The sequence below is a fragment of the Flavicella sp. genome (genome assembly GCF_037132785.1).
Classification (GTDB): Bacteria; Bacteroidota; Bacteroidia; order Flavobacteriales; family Flavobacteriaceae; genus Flavicella.
In genome coordinates this window covers 1-22,516 of record NZ_JBAHZZ010000008.1, presented here as the reverse complement: position 1 = coordinate 22,516, position 22,516 = coordinate 1, and the positions used below count along the sequence as shown (strand labels likewise).

Here is a 22,516-nt window from a genome sequence, read left to right as displayed (position 1 = left end):
TTGTGCCACAACATTTACTACATATAAAACCTTCAGACCATTTTATTTTTGCCAAATAAGCTTTACAAGCTTCATCATTTGGCAGTTCTTTTATAAAACTCAGTATATTTTGACCTTGAAAAACATCCATATCTGTTATATTTAAGGACACTAAGACACAGAAACTAAATGACTAACTTAGTAAGTTTTTATCCCCTTTAAGGGGGAGGTAATTAAGCCTTTCCTTCTGGAAATAATAATAACTTTCTATAGTTTACGTCTAATACTAGGATTTAAGATTTAAAAGGAGTTAATTTCGCGTTTTATTAAGTTTTCTTTTTATGATTAAATTTAAAGTTAAAAAATTTTATGATTTTTCGGTTGAAGAGCTTTATGCTGTTTTAAATTTAAGAGCGGATGTTTTTGTCGTAGAGCAGAAATCAATCTATTTAGATTTAGATTTTAAAGATCAGCAAGCACTTCATATATTGGGTTTTGTTGATGGGATTTTGATTGCTTATTCAAGAATATTCGAAAAAAGAGTATATTGTGACTTGGCGAGTATTGGTCGTATTGTTGTTGCAAAAGCATATAGGAAATATGGTTATGGACTGGATTTATTGAGTTTTTCTATAAAAAGTATCGAAATTAAATTCAAGGAAATTAATATTCATATTTCTGCCCAGCTGTACCTTACAGATTTTTATAAGTCTCATGGATTTGAAATTGTAGGAGAAGAATACTTAGAGGATGGAATTCCTCATGTCGGAATGGAAATTATAAAGAATTAAAAAATTGAAATGAAAGTATCTTCCTTTTTACCAGCGATTACTCAAATGATTTATGATATGGGCTTGCAAGATTCTTTGGACGGAATAACGTTTGAATGTCCAGCTATAGCTTTGTCTGAAAAAACACCTGTAGTAAGATGTGTGATGGAAGGTAAATACTATACTAGTGATGAAATAAATACGCTTTTCTCTAACAGTAAAAAAACGGGAGAGAGTTTGTATTATGTAGAAGAGCAAGAACTTGCTAAAATAGCGCCTGATATTATTTTCACCCAAGATGTTTGTGAAATTTGTCAGATTGATACAACATGTACAGCAGCAGCGGTTGCTAATTTAGAGAAAGTGCCAGAATTGATCTCAGTCAATCCCGAATCCTTACAAGATGTGTTAGATTCTGTTTTGACTGTAGCGAAAGCTATAGGAAGTGAAAACGCAGGGATGGTACATATTAGAGCATTAGAAAAACGTATATCCAAAGTATTGGATATACAAAGAGAGCATCGTTTATTACAGAAATCTGTTTTGCTTTTGGAATGGATAGATCCTTTGTTTAATTGTGGACATTGGATTCCTCATCAAATTGGTTGTGCTGGAGGAGTAGATCTTTTATCACATCCATCTGGAGATAGCATTGTTGTAGATTGGGATAAAATAGTGAGATATGATCCGGAAGTTTTGGTTATCGCTCCTTGTGGATATGCTACAGAAACTACTTTAAAAGACATGCCATTTTTAACCGAAAGACCAGAATGGAAACAGCTAAGAGCAGTAAAAAATAAAGCTGTATTTATTGCAGATTTTGATATGTTTACACAGCCCTCTGCAAGTACGTTGGTAAATGGGATTGAAGTATTGGCAAAAATGATTCATCCAGAGTTTTATAAAGTGTCAACAGAATTAGAATTGAAATTTTTTAATTTTTTCGATATTTAAGCTGTCAATCGCCTTTTTATTGAATTGTTTTTTTGTGGTTATTTCCCTAGATGGATTATTTTTTCTTTTTACGAATAGAGATTTAAAAACAATTAAAAAAAAGATTGTTTATCCAAACATTGTCTCTATTTTTGCAGCGAATTTGGTTTTCATTTCGATAGTTTAGAAATGAGATTAAAAGGGAATTTCGTTTAATTCGAAAGCTGTCCCCGCAACTGTAAGCTAAGTCAATTTATTTTGATGCTTGTTGTAAACTTATACCACTGTAAAGTAATTTACGGGAAGGTAACAACAAGACGCAAGCCAGGAGACCTACCTAATTCATAATTTTAAATAGACTTTCGGGAGAAAAGGAAATTATTATGAAAGTATGTAAGGTGTTTTTTTTATTGGCTGTATTGTGTTTCAAACCTGTTTTTTCGCAAGTAAAAAATGAAGGTAGTGAAAGTCTTGATTCTATTCAAAACCTTGAGGCTGTAGTTATTTCTACTGAAAAATTTCATAAACAAGAAGTATTAGGGCAGAAAACAATTGAATTATCTGTAGAAACGATAGTTAAGAATCCAACCAATTTCACGTCATTACTAAGATATAATAGTCCTATAGTTTTTAAAGACTATGGAAATGGAGGAACAAGTTCTGCTCGTTTTAGAGGAACATCTGCTTCAAATACCGTTGTTTTATGGAATGGTATCAATATTAATTCAGTTGGAAGTGGTCAAACTGACTTTAATTCACTTTCAGCTAATACTGCTGATAAAATTATTGTAAAAAGTGGTGGCGGTAGTGTGCAATATGGTTCTGGTGCGATTGGAGGTACGGTGCATTTAAAAGATATATTGGATTTTGAAGAGCATCAAGATTATCAATTGTTTACTTCTTATGGAAGTTATCATACAACTTCAAGTTTTTTTAAATCCAATTTAGGAACAGGAAAATGGGCAATAAAAATCTCAGGAACCTATAATAAATCAGACAATGATTATGCTTTTATAGATGATCGTTATTTTGATGAAGATGGGAACTTATTGAAAAATGAAAATGGAAAATATGTCAATTATAGTATTGATTTTTGCCTCGGTTATAAAATTTCAAATGTCAATAAATTATATTTCTATTCAACTGGATATTATGGAGATCGTTTGTTCTCAGATGGTTTGCCTAATCCATCAGCAGGTAGTGAAAGAAATGAAGATTTTAATCAACGTAATTTATTGAAATGGGAATACAAATTTGGAAGTTTTACTCAAGTAATAAATTCTGCATATATTACTCAGGAGTATAGATATTATGGTGATAAGGATGCTGAGAATTTTGAATTTGGGGAGTCTAAAAAGTCCTTATTAGATTACGCTATAGATTATAGATTCTCAAATGTATGGAGTTTAAAATATTTGATGTTGTATGAAAATACAAATGGAAGTACAAATTATATTACATCCAGAATAAGAGAAGCGTATTCGTTTGGAAGTATATTAACGTTTAAGTCAAACTCAAATCTAATCTCTTCACTTGGTTTTAGAAAGGAATTCAATTCTGATTTTGAAGTTCCAATTTCAGTTTCTTTATCGGCAGAGTATAAATTAGGCAGCTTTATTTGGTTGAAAACAAATATTTCATCAAATTATAGAGTACCAACTTATAACGAAATGTATTGGCCAGTTGTAGGCAATGAGGACTTGATTCCAGAACATTCGAAACAAGGTGAGCTGGGAGTAGAATTTGAAAATTATGGCTTTGAGCTAAATACAACCCTATTTTATATTGATATAATAGATAAAATTATATGGAAGCCAGCAGGAAATTCAAATTTATGGACACCTATAAACATTGATGCTGCTGTGAATAAAGGAGTTGAACTGTTTGTTAGTTATAATAAAAAGATAGGCAAACATTCTTTTCGTTTTTTTGGAAACTATATATATGCGATAGCAACAAATTCTGAAACAGGTAAGCAATTACCTTATGCACCAAAACATCTTTTGAATTATAATTTAGAATACACTTATAATAGAGTGAAAATCTATTTACAAGAACTATATCAAAGTGACGTATATACAAACCGACTCGCAATCGATTTTTATTCTTTGGACCAAGTAAGTGTAATGAATTTTGGAATTGACGTAACGCTATATAAAACGAATAAGGAAGAAATAGTGCTTGGAGGAAAGGCGAATAATTTGTGCAACGAATTGTATTATTTTACAAACTTACGCCCTATGCCTGGAAGAAATTACACAATAAATATCAATTATAAATTTTAATTAAATAAAAATGAAAACAACAAAATTAATTTTCAAACTATTCTTGCTAAGTATAGTTTTTATATCCTGTACAGAGGATGACTCAAGTGATTTAACGGAACTTTTAGACACCTATGAGAATGGAATAATAGTGAGTGCTGAAGGAAGTTATGGGTCAAAAGATGGTTCTTTGTCGTTTATTGCTGGTGACTATAGTACTGCTTCAAATTTTGTGTATAAATCTGTTAATGGAGCCCAATTAGGAGGGTTAATTCAGTCAGTTGCTTTTAACGGTGATGATGCATATATTGTTTTAAATGATGCGAATTCTATCGTAGTCGTAGATAGATATACTTTTGTTCAAAAAGCGGTGATTACAGATGATTTAAATAACCCTCGCTATATGGCTTTTGCAAACGGAAAAGGATACGTTACCAACTGGGGAGATTCTAATGTGGTAACAGATGAGTTTATTGCAGTCGTAGACTTAGCGTTAAATAAAGTAGAATCCACATTTGAAATTTCAAATGGCCCAGAAAGAATTGTAAGTAAAAATAATATATTGTATGTTTCCAATAAAGGAGGTACGGGCTATGGTACTCCATACAATAATATTGTTTCTGTAATTGATACAGATGCAAACAATAGGATTTCAACGATTATCGTAAAAGATGCCCCAGATGATTTAGTTTTTAATTCTGTTGGGAATTTAGTAGTTCTTTCTCAAGGTGAAGAATCATCTTGGGTAGAAGGAGATAATGGAATTTGGTATCCAGAAGTTGAAACCATTGCTGCGATTCAAACCATTGATATATCTTCAAATACCTTGATTTCTACGATTGAATTTACAGAAGGGATTCATCCTAATTTATTGGATGTTGATGGAGGAAATATTTACTATCATATTAATTATTCAGGAGTGTTTTCTATAGAGGAAAATGCTACAGAGTTATCACAGGGAGATGCTATTACCACGGATAAATTATATGGAATGACAGTTAAAGAAGGGAAGTTATATGGAGTACAATACTCTTTTGAAGCTTTGAGTAAATTGACTATTACAGATGTAAACTCTAAAAGCACACTATACTCTACAGCTGTAGGTTTAGGTGCTTCAAAAATCTATTTTAACGAATAACAGATGAGTATGAATAATTAATATTGCTATAACAAAAAAACGCCTCAGAAATGAGGCGTTTTTTTATTATAAAATTTTGAAGACTTCTGCTTTTAGAAAAGAAAGAGCAATAGCTGAAGGAGGAGTAGTATCCAACATTTTTTTTAATATGCCTTCTCTTAATTCTTGAGAATTTTTAATCAGATTATCTTTTGTTATTTCTGAAATAATATGTGCCACTGCATTTTTGGAGGTAGTTATTACATTCCAGCATTCTTCAGAGATATAAATTTGCTGACTGATATTATGCTCGTATTCTTGTTCTATAGTGCTTAATAATATAGAACTATAAACATTTTTATTATCGCCTAATGGTTTTATTCGAATCAACAATTGACTTGGATTTATTCTTTCTAAAAATAAAGTAATTCTTTCATAAGCTTGAAGTCGAGCAGGTAAAGTCAACTTTTTTCCTTGTTGTAGTAGTTCAAAGTTTCTTCTATCGTTTTCATTTTGAATATGAGTTTTGAAAAAATAATAAGCGATACCACCAGTAATAATGGCAGGAATAGTAGAAAATGCAATACTTGTAAAATCAATTGTATTCATAGAGAAAATCTAGTTATAATCACGAAATTAAACATTTTTTTAAAATAGCGAAGATGTAGATAACTTTTATTGTTTTAATTGGTGCGAAAACTTATTTTTGATGCTGTAGTAGAGATACTTTTTTATTTAAATTAAAAAGATATTAGTTTGATAGATTATTTAGACGAATTGAATCCATCACAGAAGCAGGCTGTTTTACAATTAGAGGGACCTATGATTATCATTGCTGGTGCTGGTTCAGGAAAAACGCGAGTTCTTACCTATAGAATAGCCCATTTGATGAAGTGCGGAGTTGATCCTTTTAATATTTTAAACTTGACTTTTACGAACAAAGCAGCGCGTGAAATGAAAGATCGAATTGGTGCTGTTGTGGGAGAAAACGAAGCGAAAAATTTATGGATGGGGACTTTTCATTCTGTTTTTGCTCGTATTTTACGTTCAGAATCGGATAAATTGGGATATCCTTCTAATTTTACAATTTATGATTCTCAAGATTCTGTAAAACTAATAGGTACAATTATTAAAGAATTGCAATTAGATAAAGAACGTTATAAGTCGAAACAAGTATTGAACAGGATTTCTCAATTTAAAAATAGTTTGATTACAGTAAAAGCCTATTTTAACAACCCCGATTTAAAAGAAGCGGACACCATGGCAAGTCGCCCAAAAATTGGGGAGATTTATAAAGCCTATGTAGAACGATGTTTTAAGGCAGGAGCAATGGATTTTGACGATTTGTTATTGCGAACAAATGAATTATTATCTCGTTTTCCAGATGTCTTAGCAAAATATCAAGATAGGTTCCGCTATATAATGGTCGATGAGTATCAGGATACAAATCACTCTCAGTATTTAATTGTGAGAGCATTGGCAGATCGGTTTCATAATATTTGTGTAGTAGGAGATGATTCTCAAAGTATATATGCTTTCCGTGGTGCGAATATTAATAATATTTTAAACTTCCAAAAGCATTATGAAAATGTAAAAACGTTTAAACTGGAACAAAACTATAGATCTTCGAGAAATATCGTTGAAGCTTCAAATAGTTTGATTGAAAAAAATAAAACCAAATTAGATAAAGAAATTTTTACTGCAAATGCCGATGGACCAAAAGTAAAGGTAATGCGTACCATTTCTGATGGAGAAGAAGGACGTTGGGTTGCCAATTCTATTTTTGAAAACAAAATGAATCATCAGTTGACAAATGATAAGTTTTGTATTCTTTATAGAACAAATGCTCAGTCTCGTGCAATGGAGGATGCCTTACGTAAAAAGAGAATCGCTTATAAAATTTATGGAGGAACATCATTTTACCAAAGAAAGGAAATAAAAGATGTTTTATCATATTTACGAGTTTTGATAAATCCTAAGGATGATATTGCTTTGACTAGAATTATTAATTATCCGGCTCGTGGTATTGGTGCCACTACTATTGATAAATTAACGATTGCAGCAAATCATTATAATAAGTCACTGTTTGAGATTGTAGTACATATTGATAAAATAGATTTAAAAATAAATGCAGGAACAAAAACGAAATTAAAAAATTTCGCAAATATGATTCAAGCATTGTCAATTGGTGCTCAAAAAATAAATGCATTTGAAATTGCAGATCAGGTAGTAAAACAAATTAAAATTGTAAAAGATTTAGAAGCAGATAGTACACCAGAAGGAGTTAGCAAAGTAGAAAATGTACAAGAATTATTGAATGGAGTCAAGTATTTTATTGATGGAGCAAAAGAAAAAGAACAAGAAGATTCTTTGGCTGTTTTTTTAGAGGATGTAGCTTTAAAATCGGATTTGGACAGTGATAAAGAAGGAGATGAACCGATGATTTCTTTGATGACCATTCATTTAGCAAAAGGGTTAGAGTATCCTTATGTGTATGTAGTAGGCATGGAAGAATCTTTATTTCCCTCAGCGATGAGTATGAATACAAGAAGTGAATTGGAGGAGGAGCGAAGGTTGTTTTATGTTGCATTGACAAGAGCCGAACATCAAGTCTATCTAAGCTTTGCACAGACAAGATATCGATGGGGAAAATTGACAGAGGCAGAACCTAGTCGTTTTTTAGAAGAAATAGACCCTGTGTTTTTGGAATATATGACTCCCAAAAAATTGGCTCCAAGAACTAATAATTTTGTTGACAGTCATTTGTTTGAAGATGATATACCTAGAGATAAAATAAGGTTTAGAAAACCAATTCCTAGAAATAATCCCAGCATAAGAACGGCAAAACCAAGTGTTTTAAAAAAACCTATTCTGGGTTCTAATATGAGGCTATTATCTAAAGTAGTAGCTAAGGTTGGTGGGACTTTAATAGGTGAAATGACTGTTGGTACTCGTGTAGAACATATACGTTTTGGTGTCGGAGAAGTGATTAAATTAGAGGGGGCAGGTGGAGATGCAAAAGCTGAAATTAAATTTCAAAAAGAAGGAATAAAAAAATTGATTTTAAAATTTGCTAAATTAAACATACTTGAATAAAAGAGTGAATTGAGTTTAACTAATTAACTAAAAATAAGGTCTATGTATAGCTCTAAAATTATAGGTTTAGGTTTTTATGTTCCTGATAATATTGTCACGAATGATGATTTATCAAAAATAATGGAGACTAATGATAAATGGATTCAAGAACGAACTGGAATAAAAGAACGCAGATGGATTAAAAAAGGAACTGAAGATTCAACTTCGGTTATGGGAGCAAAAGCTGCGAGAATTGCAATTGAACGGTCAGGTTTGACAAAGGATGACATCGATTTTATTGTATTTGCAACTTTAAGTCCAGATATGTACTTTCCGGGAGGTGGAGTTGAAATTCAAGAGATGTTAGATATGCCAACAATTGGTGCATTGGATGTAAGAAATCAATGTTCAGGGTTTGTATATGCGATGTCTGTTGCTGATCAATTTATTAAAACAGGAATGTATAAAAATATTTTGGTCATCGGCTCTGAAAATCAATCGGGAGGACTGGATAAAACAACAAGGGGTCGTAACGTTTCTGTGATTTTTGGTGATGGTGCTGGAGCTTTAGTGCTTAGTAGAACCGAAGAAAAAGGAAAAGGAATACTCTCAACTCATTTGCATTCTGAAGGAAAGCACGCGAAAGAATTAGTGATGAAAGGACCGAGTACTTTAAGATGGGTACCTGAGATAATTGAAAATAACGATCTTGAAGATGTTTCTTATTTTCCATATATGAATGGGCAGTTTGTTTTTAAACATGCAGTAGTACGCTTTTCTGAGGTTATAGTAGAAGGTTTAGAGAGAAATGGGTTAAAACCCGAGGATATTGATTTATTGGTGCCACATCAGGCTAATTTAAGAATAGCACAATTCATTCAGAAAAAATTCAAACTAAAAGACGAGCAGGTTTATAACAATATTATGCATTACGGAAATACAACTGCTGCATCTGTGGTAATTGCCTTAAGTGAAGCTTGGGAAAAAGGACGAATAAAAGACAATGATTTGGTTGTTTTGGCTGCCTTTGGGAGTGGGTTTACGTGGGGATCTGTATTTATTCGATGGTAATATAAAACAGAAGAAACGATTGTATAAAAAAGGAACTCGTATTTCAACAAGTTCCTTTTTTTATTTGAATTTATTTTTCTTTAAGATAAAGCTTTCACCGAGATAAACTTTTCTAACGGTTGCATCATCTGCTAATTCTTCGGGAGTTCCTTCTTTTAGAATTCCTCCCTCATACATTAAGTAAGTTTTGTCCGTAATGGCTAAAGTAGCCTGTACGTCGTGATCCGTAATAAGGATACCTATGTTTCGGTTTTTTAATTGAGCCACGATACTTTGAATATCCTCTACAGCAATAGGGTCAACCCCAGCAAAAGGTTCGTCAAGTAAAATGAATTTAGGGTCAGAGGCTAAACAACGTGCGATTTCTGTACGACGTCTTTCGCCACCTGAAAGTAAATCTCCTCTGTTTTTTCTTACATGTCCTAAATTAAATTCAGCGATCAGGGATTCAAGTTTTTCTTTTTCTTCTTTTTTTGTTCTACCTGTAAATTGCAATACAGAAAGAATATTATCTTCAACAGATAATTTTCTGAACACAGAAGCTTCCTGTGCTAAATAGCCAATACCTTGTTGTGCTCTTTTATACATAGGAAACTCTGTGATCTCCATGTCATCTAAAAATATTTTCCCGAAATTAGGTTGTATCATTCCAACAATCATATAAAAACAAGTTGTTTTTCCGGCTCCATTTGGACCTAATAAACCAATAATTTCTCCTTGGTTTACTTCTAAAGAAATACCTTTTACAACTTTTCTGTTGCCGTATAGTTTTTGAATGTTTTCAGCTCTAAGTTTCATAAAATAGAATTTATTTTAATTATGAATGTTCTTGTTTTTTGATCACAAATCTTGATACATGAATGCTTATTTCATACAAAATCAAAACAGGAATAGATACAATAATTTGACTTGCTATGTCGGGTGGAGTAATCACTGCAGATAACAATAAAACAACTACCAGAGCATGTTTTCTGTATTTCTTCAGGAACTCAGGAGTGACCAATCCTAATTTGGTTAAGAAAAATATAAGAACAGGTAATTCAAAAACTACGGAGACCCCCAAAATAGTGTTAGTCACCATTGAGATATAAGAAGATAGCGTAAAGTTGTTTTGAATAGTGTCCGTAATTTCAAAATTATAAAAGAAATAAACAGACATTGGAACGATTACATAAAAACTAAACAAGACTCCAGTAAAAAATAATACGGATGCAATAAACAAGAACCCTTTTGATTTTTTAACCTCGTTTTTATGAAGTCCAGGGGATATAAACTTCCACATTTCCCATAATATATAAGGGAATGAAATAATCAACCCTAAAATTAATGAAGTCCAAATAGCATTCATCAATTGATTTGTCATAGATAAACTTTGAAGTTTTTGAGGAAATGAAACTCCACAGAAATCACTGTCAATACCAATAGATTTAAAAACTCTACAAAACCATTGATAGGTGACGAAATTACTATCTAAATGAGCCAATAAAAAATTATCGTATACCTTTTTTTTAAATGAAAAAAGAACGATTCCAAAAATAAAAATGGAGACAGTTGATCTTACTAAGTGCCATCTTAATTCCTCAAGATGTGCCAAAAACGACATTTGATTTTTTTCTTCACTCATGTATTTAATAGTTTGTGCGTATTTGTGTTTTTAAAAAATCCCTTCTTTGATAAGGTCGTGTAAATGAATAATTCCAACATATTTCTTTTCATCATTCAAGACTAGTATTTGAGTGATACCAAAATTTTCTAAAGTGTTGAGAGCGTCAATCGCCATAGCATCAACATTTAATGTTTTGGGGCTAAGTGACATAATATCTTTTGCCTGTAGTTTTGAAATGTTATCATTTTTTTCTAGCATCCTACGAATATCTCCATCTGTAATCATCCCAGAAATTTTCTGATTATCAATCACTGCAGTAGCTCCCAGTCTTTTTTTTGAAATTTCGATAATTACATCTTTTATATTTGTATTTGAAGTAACTAATGGCATTTCATGATTAGATATTAAGTCACTAACCCTTAAATAAAGTCGTTTTCCCAATGCTCCACCTGGGTGGTATTTAGCAAAATCTTTACTTGTAAAGTCTCTTAAATCTAACAGACAGATAGCCAAAGCATCACCCATTACTAACTGAGCTGTTGTACTTGTTGTTGGAGCAAGATTATTTGGACAAGCTTCTTTCTCAACCTCACAATTTAAAAGAAAATCAGCATTCGTAGCTAAAAAAGAATTAGGGTTTCCTGTTAAGGCAATTATTTTATTTCCATAATTTTTAATCAGAGGAACTAAAACTTTAATCTCAGGAGTGTTTCCGCTTTTTGAAATACAGATTACTATGTCATCCTCTTGAATATTACCTAAATCTCCGTGAATAGCATCTGCTGCATGCATGAATATTGCTGGGGTTCCAGTAGAATTCATCGTTGCAACAATTTTATTTGCAATAATAGCGCTTTTTCCAATTCCTGTAATAATAACTCTTCCTTTAGAATTAAAGATGAAATTTACCGCTTTTTCAAAATCAATATTGATTAATTTTTTTAAATTCGCAATGGCTTTACTTTCTATATCAATAGTTAGTATGGCTTTGTCAATAATAGTATTTGAGTTTTTCAAAAGTTTTAATTTTTTTAAATAAAAAAAAGTGATACCTTTATTTGCAAATGTATCAAAAGTTAGATTAAATAAGTAATGAATAGAGAGGAAATTGATTTACATAGTCCATTAAAAAAGTTTTTTGGTTTTTCAAAATTTAAAGGCTTACAAGAAGATGTAATTAGAAGTATTGTTGCAGGAGATAACACTTTTGCAGTCATGCCAACAGGAGGGGGAAAATCATTGTGTTATCAGCTGCCTGCGTTAATGAAAGAAGGAACTGCTATTGTGGTATCGCCACTTATCGCTTTGATGAAGAATCAAGTAGATGCTATTCGTGGAATTTCAGAACACGATGGGATTGCTCACGTATTGAATTCATCATTAAACAAGTCGGAAATAGCAACGGTAAAGTCAGATATCATATCTGGTTTGACAAAGTTGTTGTATGTAGCGCCAGAATCTTTGATAAAACCTGAGTATGTCGAGTTTTTACGTTCGCAAAATATTTCTTTTGTGGCAATCGATGAAGCGCATTGTATTTCTGAATGGGGACATGATTTTAGACCAGAATATAGGAATTTAAGAACAATTATTAAGGAGATCGATGATCTTCCTATTATTGGTTTGACCGCTACAGCGACTGAAAAAGTACAAGAAGACATCTTGAAAACTTTGGGTATTACAGATGCCAACACTTTTAAGGCGTCTTTTAATAGACCCAATTTGTTTTATGACGTTAGACCAAAGACGAAAGATATCTACAGCGATATGATTCGTTTTGTACGTAGTTATGATGGGAAATCGGGTATTGTCTATTGTTTAAGCAGGAAAAAAGTAGAGGAGGTAGCTCAAATTTTACAGGTAAATGGAGTGAAGGCTATGCCATATCATGCTGGGCTGGATGCAAAGACTAGGGCAAAACATCAAGATATGTTTTTGATGGAAGACGTGGATGTTATCGTTGCGACCATTGCTTTTGGGATGGGAATCGATAAACCAGATGTTCGTTTTGTTATACACCATGATATTCCTAAGAGTTTAGAAAGTTATTATCAAGAAACAGGTAGAGCTGGGAGAGATGATGGAGAGGGGTATTGTTTGGCTTACTATTCTTATAAAGATATTGAAAAACTAGAGAAATTTATATCTAGTAAACCTGTAGCAGAGCAAGAAATTGGACACGCTTTATTACAAGAGGTTGTTGGTTATGCTGAAACTTCAATGAGTCGTCGTAAATATTTATTACATTATTTTGGCGAAGAGTTTGATGAGGTAAATGGTTTGGGAGCCAGTATGGACGACAATACCCGTTCACCTAAACCAAAAATAGAAGCAGGTGAAGAGGTAAAAATATTACTGTCGGTAGTTAGAGAGTCTAAAGAAAAATACAAATCAAAAGATATAGTTTCAACCTTAATAGGTAATGAGAATGCAATGTTGAACTCACATAAGACTCATGAGAAACCGTTTTTTGGAATCGGAAAAAAATATCCAAAGGGTTACTGGATGGCTTTAATACGTCAGGCACTTGTAGTGAGTTTATTACGTAAAGAAATTGAGCAATATGGTGTTCTAAAAATGACAGAAAAAGGACATGAGTTTATCAATAATCCAAAGTCGTTTATGATGACTGCGGATCATACTTATACCCAAACAATAAATATTGGAGAAGGTGTTGTGAATTCTAAAATACATGGAGGTGTTAGTGATCAAAAATTAATATTGATGCTAAAGGATTTAAGAAAAAAGGTAGGAAAAAAGCGAGGAGTTCCTCCATTTGCGATATTTCAAGATCCTTCTTTAGATGCCATGGCTCTTCGGTACCCAATTACGATAGAAGAATTATCAAATGTGCATGGTGTTGGAGATGGGAAAGCTAGAAAATTCGGAAAGGAATTTATCTCTTTGATTGAAGTATATGTAAAAGAAAACGATATTATTAGACCCGATGATTTGATCCTAAAAGGGACAGGTGTTAAATCTGGTTTAAAGTTATATATTATTCAAAATACAGATAGGAAATTGTCTTTGGAAGATATTTCTAAATCCAAAGGTTTAGAGATGGATGCTCTGATAAAGGAGATTGAAACGATTGTATATTCAGGCACGAAATTGGATATTTCTTATTGTATTGATGATATTTTGGATGAAGATCAGCAGGAAGAAATAATGGATTATTTTATGGAGGCTGAATCTGATGATATTCAGGAGGCAATGGATGAATTTGATGGGGATTATGAAGAAGAAGATTTACGATTAATGCGTGTGAAATTTTTAAGTGAAGTAGCAAATTAGAAGTCACTTTTTATTGCTAAATTGAGATTAGGTTATGGAAAAATTCGAAAGTTTATCTCTAGAAGAGATAGGGAAATTACAATCGAAAAAGGAATTAAAAAGTCTACTAGAGAGTAAAGGAGGAAAATACGAGGTAATACTGAATACCATTGAATACGAGGAGGAATTAAAAAAACTTCAAGTTGAATTAGTGAAATTTCAGCAATGGGTTGCTAAGAATAATAAAAGAGTTGCCGTGATTTTTGAGGGTAGAGATGCTGCAGGAAAAGGTGGAGCGATTAGGCGATTTATGGAACATTTGAGCCCAAGAACCTCTCGCTTGGTAGCATTGAATAAACCGACAGATATTGAAAGAGGTCAATGGTATTTTATGCGCTATATTCGAGAATTACCAAATCCAGGAGAAATAGTTTTTTTTGATAGAAGTTGGTATAATCGTGCTGTTGTTGAACCTGTTATGGGGTTCTGCGATGATAAACAATACAACGAATTTATGTCCCAAGTTCCTGATTTTGAACATATGCTTTATGAAGACGGGTTGATTATTATAAAATTTTGGTTGTCAATATCTAAAGATGAACAAGAAAAACGTTTTAATTCAAGAATGAAAAACCCTTTGAAACGTTGGAAATTTAGTTCTGTGGATCAAAAAGGTCAAAAATTATGGAGTAAGTATACTCATTTTAAAGAACAAATGTATAGCAAAACACATACGAGTTATAGTCCATGGGTTATTGTGAAAACTAATAATAAAGAGGTTGCTAGGTTAGAGTGTATTAGATATGTCTTGTCTAAGTTTGAATATGATGGAAAAGATTTTTCTAAGACAAATTTATTCCCAGATCCTAATGTGATTATGCATTATTTTAGATCATCTTATCAAATTGATTAGAGTGAATTTACATGAAATAAATTATATTTATTAATAATTCTGAATAAGAAATGGAAGATAGTTTAGAAGAAAAACAAGTAATTGATAAATTGAATACAAAAATAGGAATTAAAGGCTTGTTAGCCAAAGACTCTATTAATGTTGAACGTGCTTTACGTATTTATGATTATGAAAAAAAATTAAAAAAATTACAAGTTCAGTTGATCAAAATGCAGGCTTCTATTATTGAGAAGAATGAACGTGTTATCGTTATTTTTGAAGGTAGAGATGCCGCAGGGAAAGGAGGAGCCATAAGAAGATTAACTGAAAGGATCAACCCTAGACATTTTAGAATAATAGCTTTGAGAAAACCTTCTGAAGAGGAGCGATCTCAATGGTATTTTCAACGATATATTACAAAATTTCCAAAAGCAGGAGAAATAGTTTTTTTTGATAGAAGTTGGTATAATAGAGCGGTGGTAGAACCTGTAAATGGATTTTGTACTGAAGAAGAATATGATATTTTTATGAGTCAGGTAAATGACTTTGAAAAGATGATTACTCAATCTGGAATAAAGCTTGTGAAAATTTATATGTCAATAAATAAAAAAGAACAATCGAAAAGATTTGAAGATTTAAAAAAGAATCCTTTAAAACAATGGAAAATGACATCCGTAGATGAATCGGCACAAGAATTGTGGGATGAATATACATTGTACAAAACGAAAATGTTTGACAATACTCCTGAAAGTGGAATTCCATGGAAAATAATTATGGCAGACAGAAAAACATCTGCACGAATAAATTCTATTAAGTATTTGCTTTCTAAAATTCCTTATGATAAAAATAGAGAAGTATAGTTGTCAATGAAATTTAAAGAAGGAGATAAAGTTGCTGTGTTAGACGCTGCGATTAGAGGGGTAGTATTAAAGATCGATAAATCTAATATTCTTGTTGAAGACGACGACGGATTTGAGATAAGTTTCACAGAAAATCAACTTGTGAAAATAGATAAGGATCAAAATGAATTGTCGAAATTTTCAGACATTAATAATCCTCTTTTACGGGCAAAAATAAATTCTGAATCAAAAAAAAGAGTTTTTTCTCAAAAGAAAAATAAAAAAGAAGGAACAATTCCGCCTATGGAGGTGGATTTGCATATTCAAAACTTAGTAAAGTCTACCAAAGGAATGCAAAATTTTGACATATTAAATATCCAACTAGATACGGCAAAACATAAATTGGAATTTGCAATTCGCAAAAGAATTCCGAGAATTGTTTTTATTCATGGTGTTGGTGAAGGGGTTCTAGAAAAGGAATTACACTATTTGTTGAATAGATATACTGTAAGAATATCTCAAGGTTCCTATTTAAAATATGGAGAAGGAGCCACTGAGGTTTACATTCTGCAAAACCCTAGAGAATAGCATTATTCATCTTCATCTTTTTCAAAAAGTAATTCACTAGAAGTAAACGTACCTGTTTTGGTGCCGTATGTATAACCGTTAGAATAATTTATAGTACTAGTTTCGTTGTATAGAGTTAATGTTGTGAATTCAAAAAGCATCGTATAACTATAGCTGTAAGTGTTTGTAACAGGATTTACTGCCGTAATAGGTTTGTTGTCATTAACATTCAAATAATCTACATTGGTATTGTTGTTTTCTTCATTAGAGGTAGATTCATTTATTAATACTATACCGTCATTATCATCATCTAGTGTAATCGTATTTGTTATATATAGAGTTCCTTCACCAAACCATTCTTCTGTAACTAGAGGTGTTGAAGGAGGTATTTCTTGACAAAAATAACTGCTAGTAGTAATACTGGAATCAAAAATTCTGTAATACATCGTATTATCCGTACCAGCAGCAATACTTATCGATAGGGTATCTACAGCAGTTTTAAAAAAAACATCATCGGTATTGTCTTCATTAATCTGTAAAATCAATGATTCTGTACCACTTGAGGTGATTTTACTAAACACAATCTCTCCACAGTCGTTTATTGTTAGACCATCAAAATCAAAAGAAGGAATATTGTATTCGCCATCATCACAGGCTAATAAAAGACTTAAAAAAGCAAGGAAACAGAATTTTTTCATTGTAAAAATAATATAAAACAAAGATAATGGTTTTAAAGAGAATGTAAAAAGTCTTTTCTGTTAATTTTAATTGAATTACATTTGCTTGAAGCTTTTTTATAGCTTGAATTTCACTATTTTTTATTTGTGTTTTATGAGAAAAGTATATTTAGATAACGCTGCTACAACCCAAGTTTATGATGAGGTAATTACATTAATGGGAGATTCCATGAGACAGTGTTTTGGAAACCCTTCTTCTATACATCATTTTGGAAGAACAGCAAAGTCTTTAATAGAAAACTCGAGAAAAGGGATTGCCAAACATCTAGGTGTAAGCTCGAGTGAAATCATATTTACTTCTGGAGGAACCGAAGCGAATAATTTGATTTTGAGAAACGCTGTTGTTAATTTAGGTGTGACTAAAATAGTTACGAGTAAATTAGAGCATCATGCGGTTTTAAGAACGGTAAAAAGCTTAGAAATTGAATTCGGAATAGAACTTAATTTTGTTGAAACAAATGCACAAGGAAAGGTTGATATCGTAAATCTAAGAAGTTTGTTAGAGGAGGAAATAACAGGTAAAACCTTAGTGAGTTTGATGTTTGTAAATAATGAAATTGGAAGTATTTTAGATGTTAAAAAAGTAGCTAGTATTTGTGAAGAATATGATGCCTTGTTTCATTCGGATGCTGTGCAAGCTGTTGGTCATTTTGATGTTGACTTAAGAGCCTTAAATGTTGATTTTATTTCGGCAAGTGCGCATAAATTTCACGGACCTAAGGGGGTTGGTTTTGCTTATTTTAAAGAAGGGCATGGTGTAAAGCCTATGTTATTAGGAGGTGAACAAGAAAAAGGAGCTAGAGCAGGAACGGAACCTGTTCATGCCATAGTAGGGATGGAAAAGGCTTTGGATATTTCTATAAAGCACCTGGAATCAGGTGTAAAGAGTATTTTGGAGTTGAAAAAATTGACGATTGATTTGATTCAAAAATCAATACCATCAATACAGTTTAATGCAGGTTCAGAAAACTTAAAAGATACTACGGCAACGATATTGAATATTCGATTGCCGTTAGACTCTCCTTTTTTGTTGTTTAATCTTGATATGAAAGGGATTGCAGTTTCTGGAGGAAGTGCATGTCAGAGTGGAAGTGAGGCTGGATCACACGTTTTGGGAGCTTTATTAAGTCCAACAGATGTGTCATTAACTTCCATGAGAATTTCATTTAGTACTTTTACTACTAAAGAAGATATTGTATATTTTCTAGCATCTTTAGAAGAATTACTTGTAAAATAACTCTTATGCAGTTAGTCTTCCTTTTAATCTTTTTTCAAACTTTTGTTTAATTGCTGTAATTCGCTTCATCACATCCATAATATTAGGATCTTTTGTCTCTTTATATATTTCATTTAACGCAAGTACTAATTCCTTTGCGGTATGTGATGCCTTGATACGTTCGTCTCTTGACTTAAATGTAGATACATTTTCTTCGAATTCTAAAGCTCTATCTAGTGATTCCATAGGTTTCTTTTACGGTTTTATTGTTGTTAATTAGGCAATATAATAAAATTGTTTGATTTTATATACTTAAAGATAAGAAATATAATCAAATATTTATATTGATGATTATTTCATTCAGACTTCTATTAGGACTCTTGTTTTTTGTTCTTGCTAGTAAACAGATGTTTAAATTATTTTTCATCCACTTTAAGTCGCTCTTTTCGATTGGCAATTTCCCAAGCTGTGTAAAAAACTAATTTTGTCCTTTTTGTTAATAGTTCATAATTAATTTTTTCTGGAATGTCGGTTGACTTATGATAATCTTCATGTACACCATTAAAATAAAAAATAACAGGGATGTTGTTCTTTGCGAAATTATAATGGTCAGAACGATAATAAAATCGATTGGGGTCGTTTTCATCGTTATAGGTATAGTCAATATTTAGTTGGGTATATTTGTTGTTTACCTTTTCTGATAGTATGTGTAGTTCTGTGCTCAATTTATCTGAACCGATTAAATAGATATAATTTTCGTTTTGTAAATGAGCATCGTCAACTCTACCAATCATATCAATATTAAGGTTGGCAATATGATTTTTCAAAGGAAAAACGGGGTGTTTTACATACCATTTGGAACCATAAAGACCTTTTTCTTCTGCAGTTATATTTATAAAAAGTATGGATCTTTTTGGTCCATGTCCCTTTTTTTTAGCTTCTTTAAAAGCTTTTGCAATTTCTAAAACAGCAACGGTTCCAGATGCATCATCATCCGCTCCATAAAATATTTCAACTCCATTGTTTCCGAGATGATCATAATGTGCTGTGATGACTACGATTTCATCGGGAAACTCTGATCCTTCAATATATGCAATTACATTTTCAGAGGCTTTAACTGATTTTGGTAAAAAGGATTCAGGGATTTTTTGAAAATAATCTCCATTAGCAATAGGACTCTTAATCCCATAGGAGATATATTGGTTTTTTAAGAATTCAGCGGCTTTTTTTTGTCCAGGCTCTCCTGTATTTCTTCCGTTATATTCTTTTGAAGCGAGGGTATATAGATTTTCTTTAAGTTCTTCTAAGGTTATACTGTTTGCATAAGTGACGGCTAAATCATCATTTACAATGTCTTTCGTACTGTTACATGAAGTGATTAATAATAGGAAGATTAATGATTGAAATATGTATTTCATTGATGCTGTTTTATAATTTATAAAGTACCAAAGTACTTATTTTTTTAGAGTAAATTGTTTTAATTCGGAATTAAAATATATTTTGTCTTTAGGGAATAATTTTTCTAAATCTTTTGATTCAATCAATGATTCTGTAGTTCCAGAAGTAAATTTATTTTCTGTCATCAACCATAATTCATCGGCAAGTTGTAAGGCAAGATTGACTTCGTGAGTAGATAAGATGATTGTCTTGTCTGTTTTGTTTACCAAATCTTGAAGAATTTTAAAAACTTCAATTTTATGATGTAAGTCTAAGTGAGCCGTTGGTTCATCTAATATAATAATATCTGTATCTTGAGCTAAAGCCCTTGCAATCATAACTTTTTGTAACTGCCCATCACTTAGCTCATAATTCTTTTTATTGGCTATATGTTCTATTTGAACTAATTCAATAGCTTGATTTACTTTTTGTATATCTTCTTTAGAAAGTCTACCTAGCCAGTCGGTATAAGGTTGTCTTCCTAGGGCAATTAGTTCGTATACAGTAAGTTGGTTTTCTGGGGTTTTTTCTGTGAGTACCAAGCTCATTTTTTGAGCCAAACGAGCAGGTGTTATTTTAAGCAAGTTCTCTTCGTCGATAAGAATATCTCCTTCAAGTTTATGTTGAGTTTTTGAAAGAGTCCTCAATAACGTAGATTTACCAATACCATTTTTACCTAATAAGCAAACCAGTTTGCCTTTCTCAAGTGTTATGTTTAATTCTTGAGCAATATAAGTCGTACTTGATTTGTCGCTATAACCAATAGCGAGATTTTTAGTTCTTAGTACAATATGTTTTGAATTGGATTCCATTTAGATCATAACTTTTTGTCTTCGTATTAAAAGCCATATCACTATAGGCGCTCCAAAAAGAGAGGTAATAGCATTGATCGGTAATGTATATTCACTGTTTGGAACCTGAGCTATTGTATCACAAATTAGCATAAGTATAGCACCCGTTAACGCAACAGTAGGAATCAATATTTTATGATCAGATGTGTCAAATAATAATTTAGTTAAATGAGGTACTGCCAGCCCAATAAAAGCAATTGGTCCAGAAAAAGCAGTTATTACACCTGTCATTAAGCTTGTGATAATTAGTACGATGTATCTCGTTCTTTTTAAATTTACTCCCATGCTTGCAGCATAGTTTTCACCTAATAATAGTCCGTTCAAAGATTTAATACTTGTCAATAAAATTAAGATACTGACAGAGAGTGTTGCCGAAAATATACCAAGTTCTTGCCAACTTAAGTTACCAAGACTTCCAAAACTCCAAAATATAAATTGTTGTAATAGTTCTGCGTTACTAAAATAGCTCAAAATATTAATGATAGCAGCACTGATACTTCCAAACATCAGTCCTATGATTAAAATAGACATGGTGTTTCTTATTTTTTTTATGGCGACAAGCACAATAGATAATACTAGAAAAGAACCCAAACTAGAGGCTATAGTAACGCTAAAACTAGAAAGCACAAAAGCTCCAAAATAGGTGCCGATAAATGCAGATCCTAAAATTAATATTGCAACTCCTAAACTGGCTCCGGAACTAATACCTAATACAAAGGGACCTGCTAATGGGTTTCTAAACAGAGTTTGCATTAATAGACCACTAATACCTAAACCAGAGCCCACTAATATTGCTGTGATGGATTTAGGAATACGAAAATTCCAAACTATATAGTTCCAACTTTCTTTTGAACTTACATTATTAAATAATATTTCAAATAATTCTTTACTAGGGATGTCAACAGATCCTAAGCTGATATTTACAAACCATGAAGTTATTAAGAGTACTCCTAAAAGGATTGCAGGTCTTTTATATGTCGTTTGAATTTTCAAGGATTACAATTTATTTAAAAAAGCTATCAGTTTTGAAATGGCCAATCCTCGATGGCTAATTTTTCCTTTTTCTTCCATACTCATTTCTGCGAAGGAAACACTATAACCTTTCGGTTGAAATATTGGATCATAACCAAAACCTTTCGAACCATATTTTTTATTTAAAATTGTTCCCATACAAATACCTTCAAATAAATGTTGTTCACCATTTAAATTCAAGATAATGACAGTTCTAAATTGAGCTTTTCTATTTGGATTGTCTTTCAGAGCAAGCAGAAGTTTTGTCATGTTTTTTTCTGCACCTCCTTCTTCTCCAGCATATCTAGCAGAATATACACCAGGTACACCATCTAATGCTTCTACCTCAAGTCCTGTGTCATCGGCAAAGCAATTTAATTCAAAACGATTTGTTATATAGTCTGCTTTTATTTTTGCATTTCCTTCTAAAGTCATTGCTGTTTCTTCTATCTCGTCATAACATTTAAGGCTTTCTAAAGAAAGTAGTTCAACAGTAGGTAATAAAGCTGCGACTTCCTTTATTTTGTTTTTATTATGAGTTGCAAAAACAATTTTCATAAATTAAAGTTTTATGTTTAAGTGACAAAGATACTTTTGATTTGTTAATAAATCAATCCTGTCCTAAATAAATTTAGAGCATACAAAGTTTAGCTACTTTATTAACTTCTTAAGTTTACAATTCATTAAATTGAACAAAACAATAAAGAACAAAAGAGAGGACTAAGATTATTTTATACGCAGAAGCTATAGACTTCGTCAACATTGAAAATCCCCTCTCTTTTCTACCTACATTTCGAACAGTTGTTTGAGGCTTTTAGACCTCGTTTTTAAGTAGTAGAAAGTAAAGTAGATAGTTCTTTAATAAACTAAATTATGAT

General features: G+C 31.9%; 22 protein-coding genes and 1 riboswitch. Of the genes, 11 read left to right on the top strand and 11 right to left on the bottom strand.

Annotation, left to right across the window (positions count from 1 at the left end):
* Positions 1-130, bottom strand: a 130-nt coding sequence (locus V5787_RS00715) for a transposase (protein ID WP_336891375.1), incomplete at its 3' end; no start/stop codon positions are given.
* A 190-nt stretch (positions 131-320) separates the two neighbouring features.
* Here V5787_RS00715 and V5787_RS00710 point away from each other — a divergent pair.
* From V5787_RS00710 to V5787_RS00695, 4 genes are all read left to right on the top strand, one after another.
* Complete coding sequence (locus V5787_RS00710) at positions 321-770, top strand: GNAT family N-acetyltransferase (protein WP_336891374.1); 450 nt, start codon at positions 321-323, stop codon at positions 768-770.
* 9 nt (positions 771-779) lie between these two features.
* Positions 780-1,703 (top strand): ABC transporter substrate-binding protein, encoded by a 924-nt coding sequence (locus V5787_RS00705; protein ID WP_336891373.1) that lies wholly within the window; start codon positions 780-782, stop codon positions 1,701-1,703.
* 126 nt (positions 1,704-1,829) lie between these two features.
* Positions 1,830-2,038, top strand: a riboswitch (cobalamin riboswitch).
* A 27-nt stretch (positions 2,039-2,065) separates the two neighbouring features.
* Positions 2,066-3,967 (top strand): TonB-dependent receptor, encoded by a 1,902-nt coding sequence (locus V5787_RS00700; protein WP_336891372.1) that lies wholly within the window; start codon positions 2,066-2,068, stop codon positions 3,965-3,967.
* A gap of 10 nt (positions 3,968-3,977) precedes the next feature.
* Positions 3,978-5,084, top strand: a complete 1,107-nt coding sequence (locus V5787_RS00695; RefSeq protein ID WP_336891371.1) for a DUF5074 domain-containing protein — start codon at positions 3,978-3,980, stop codon at positions 5,082-5,084.
* 66 nt (positions 5,085-5,150) lie between these two features.
* Here the strand turns inward: V5787_RS00695 and V5787_RS00690 are convergent, their stop codons facing one another.
* Positions 5,151-5,672 carry a hypothetical protein gene (locus tag V5787_RS00690; protein ID WP_336891370.1) on the bottom strand — a complete coding sequence of 174 codons (522 nt, stop codon included), beginning with the start codon at positions 5,670-5,672 and terminating at the stop codon, positions 5,151-5,153.
* A 147-nt stretch (positions 5,673-5,819) separates the two neighbouring features.
* Here V5787_RS00690 and V5787_RS00685 point away from each other — a divergent pair, with 147 nt between their 5' ends.
* Entirely contained in the window at positions 5,820-8,159 is a 2,340-nt protein-coding gene (locus V5787_RS00685; protein WP_336891369.1) for a UvrD-helicase domain-containing protein, read from the top strand.
* 42 nt (positions 8,160-8,201) lie between these two features.
* A complete protein-coding gene (locus V5787_RS00680) occupies positions 8,202-9,209 on the top strand; it encodes a beta-ketoacyl-ACP synthase III (protein WP_336891368.1) in 1,008 nt (335 codons plus the stop codon).
* A gap of 60 nt (positions 9,210-9,269) precedes the next feature.
* Here the strand turns inward: V5787_RS00680 and lptB are convergent, their stop codons facing one another.
* The 3 genes from lptB to V5787_RS00665 are packed head-to-tail and all read right to left on the bottom strand — an operon-like array spanning position 9,270 to position 11,832.
* The gene (gene lptB / locus V5787_RS00675) at positions 9,270-10,007 is read right to left on the bottom strand and encodes an LPS export ABC transporter ATP-binding protein (RefSeq protein ID WP_336891367.1); all 738 of its coding nucleotides are present in this window, start codon (positions 10,005-10,007) and stop codon (positions 9,270-9,272) included.
* 19 nt (positions 10,008-10,026) lie between these two features.
* On the bottom strand, positions 10,027-10,833 hold the full coding sequence (gene tatC / locus V5787_RS00670) for a twin-arginine translocase subunit TatC (protein WP_336891366.1): 807 nt from the start codon (positions 10,831-10,833) through the stop codon (positions 10,027-10,029).
* A 30-nt stretch (positions 10,834-10,863) separates the two neighbouring features.
* The gene (locus tag V5787_RS00665) at positions 10,864-11,832 is read right to left on the bottom strand and encodes a KpsF/GutQ family sugar-phosphate isomerase (RefSeq protein WP_336891365.1); all 969 of its coding nucleotides are present in this window, start codon (positions 11,830-11,832) and stop codon (positions 10,864-10,866) included.
* 75 nt (positions 11,833-11,907) lie between these two features.
* Between V5787_RS00665 and V5787_RS00660 the strand changes: the two genes are divergently transcribed.
* From V5787_RS00660 to V5787_RS00645, 4 genes are read left to right on the top strand one after another with little or no spacing between them, the layout of a single operon-like run.
* On the top strand, positions 11,908-14,109 hold the full coding sequence (locus tag V5787_RS00660; RefSeq protein WP_336891364.1) for a RecQ family ATP-dependent DNA helicase: 2,202 nt from the start codon (positions 11,908-11,910) through the stop codon (positions 14,107-14,109).
* Between the two features lie 34 nt (positions 14,110-14,143).
* Positions 14,144-15,001: a polyphosphate kinase 2 gene (ppk2, locus tag V5787_RS00655; RefSeq protein WP_336891363.1), complete on the top strand. Its 858-nt coding sequence runs from the start codon at positions 14,144-14,146 to the stop codon at positions 14,999-15,001.
* Between the two features lie 50 nt (positions 15,002-15,051).
* Positions 15,052-15,840, top strand: coding sequence for a polyphosphate kinase 2 (ppk2, locus tag V5787_RS00650; RefSeq protein ID WP_336891362.1), 789 nt, complete (start codon positions 15,052-15,054; stop codon positions 15,838-15,840).
* 6 nt (positions 15,841-15,846) lie between these two features.
* Positions 15,847-16,407, top strand: a complete 561-nt coding sequence (locus V5787_RS00645) for a DNA mismatch repair protein MutS (RefSeq protein WP_336891361.1) — start codon at positions 15,847-15,849, stop codon at positions 16,405-16,407.
* Between the two features lie 2 nt (positions 16,408-16,409).
* Here V5787_RS00645 and V5787_RS00640 read toward each other — a convergent pair whose 3' ends face one another.
* Positions 16,410-17,084 carry a hypothetical protein gene (locus V5787_RS00640; protein ID WP_336891360.1) on the bottom strand — a complete coding sequence of 225 codons (675 nt, stop codon included), beginning with the start codon at positions 17,082-17,084 and terminating at the stop codon, positions 16,410-16,412.
* A 133-nt stretch (positions 17,085-17,217) separates the two neighbouring features.
* On the opposite strand from V5787_RS00640, the gene V5787_RS00635 reads away from it, so the two are divergent.
* Positions 17,218-18,360: a cysteine desulfurase family protein gene (locus tag V5787_RS00635; RefSeq protein WP_336891359.1), complete on the top strand. Its 1,143-nt coding sequence runs from the start codon at positions 17,218-17,220 to the stop codon at positions 18,358-18,360.
* 3 nt (positions 18,361-18,363) lie between these two features.
* Here V5787_RS00635 and V5787_RS00630 read toward each other — a convergent pair whose 3' ends face one another.
* The 5 genes from V5787_RS00630 to V5787_RS00610 all read right to left on the bottom strand — a co-directional run bounded on the left by V5787_RS00630 (position 18,364) and on the right by V5787_RS00610 (position 22,196).
* The gene (locus tag V5787_RS00630) at positions 18,364-18,585 is read right to left on the bottom strand and encodes a hypothetical protein (RefSeq protein ID WP_336891358.1); all 222 of its coding nucleotides are present in this window, start codon (positions 18,583-18,585) and stop codon (positions 18,364-18,366) included.
* Between the two features lie 170 nt (positions 18,586-18,755).
* Positions 18,756-19,757, bottom strand: coding sequence for a M28 family metallopeptidase (locus V5787_RS00625; RefSeq protein WP_336891357.1), 1,002 nt, complete (start codon positions 19,755-19,757; stop codon positions 18,756-18,758).
* A gap of 36 nt (positions 19,758-19,793) precedes the next feature.
* Positions 19,794-20,588, bottom strand: a complete 795-nt coding sequence (locus V5787_RS00620) for an ABC transporter ATP-binding protein (protein WP_336891356.1) — start codon at positions 20,586-20,588, stop codon at positions 19,794-19,796.
* Entirely contained in the window at positions 20,589-21,620 is a 1,032-nt protein-coding gene (locus tag V5787_RS00615) for an iron ABC transporter permease (RefSeq protein ID WP_336891355.1), read from the bottom strand.
* Positions 21,621-21,623: 3 nt separating this feature from the next.
* Positions 21,624-22,196 (bottom strand): non-canonical purine NTP diphosphatase, encoded by a 573-nt coding sequence (locus tag V5787_RS00610; protein WP_336891354.1) that lies wholly within the window; start codon positions 22,194-22,196, stop codon positions 21,624-21,626.
* Between the last annotated feature and the right edge of the window lie 320 nt (positions 22,197-22,516).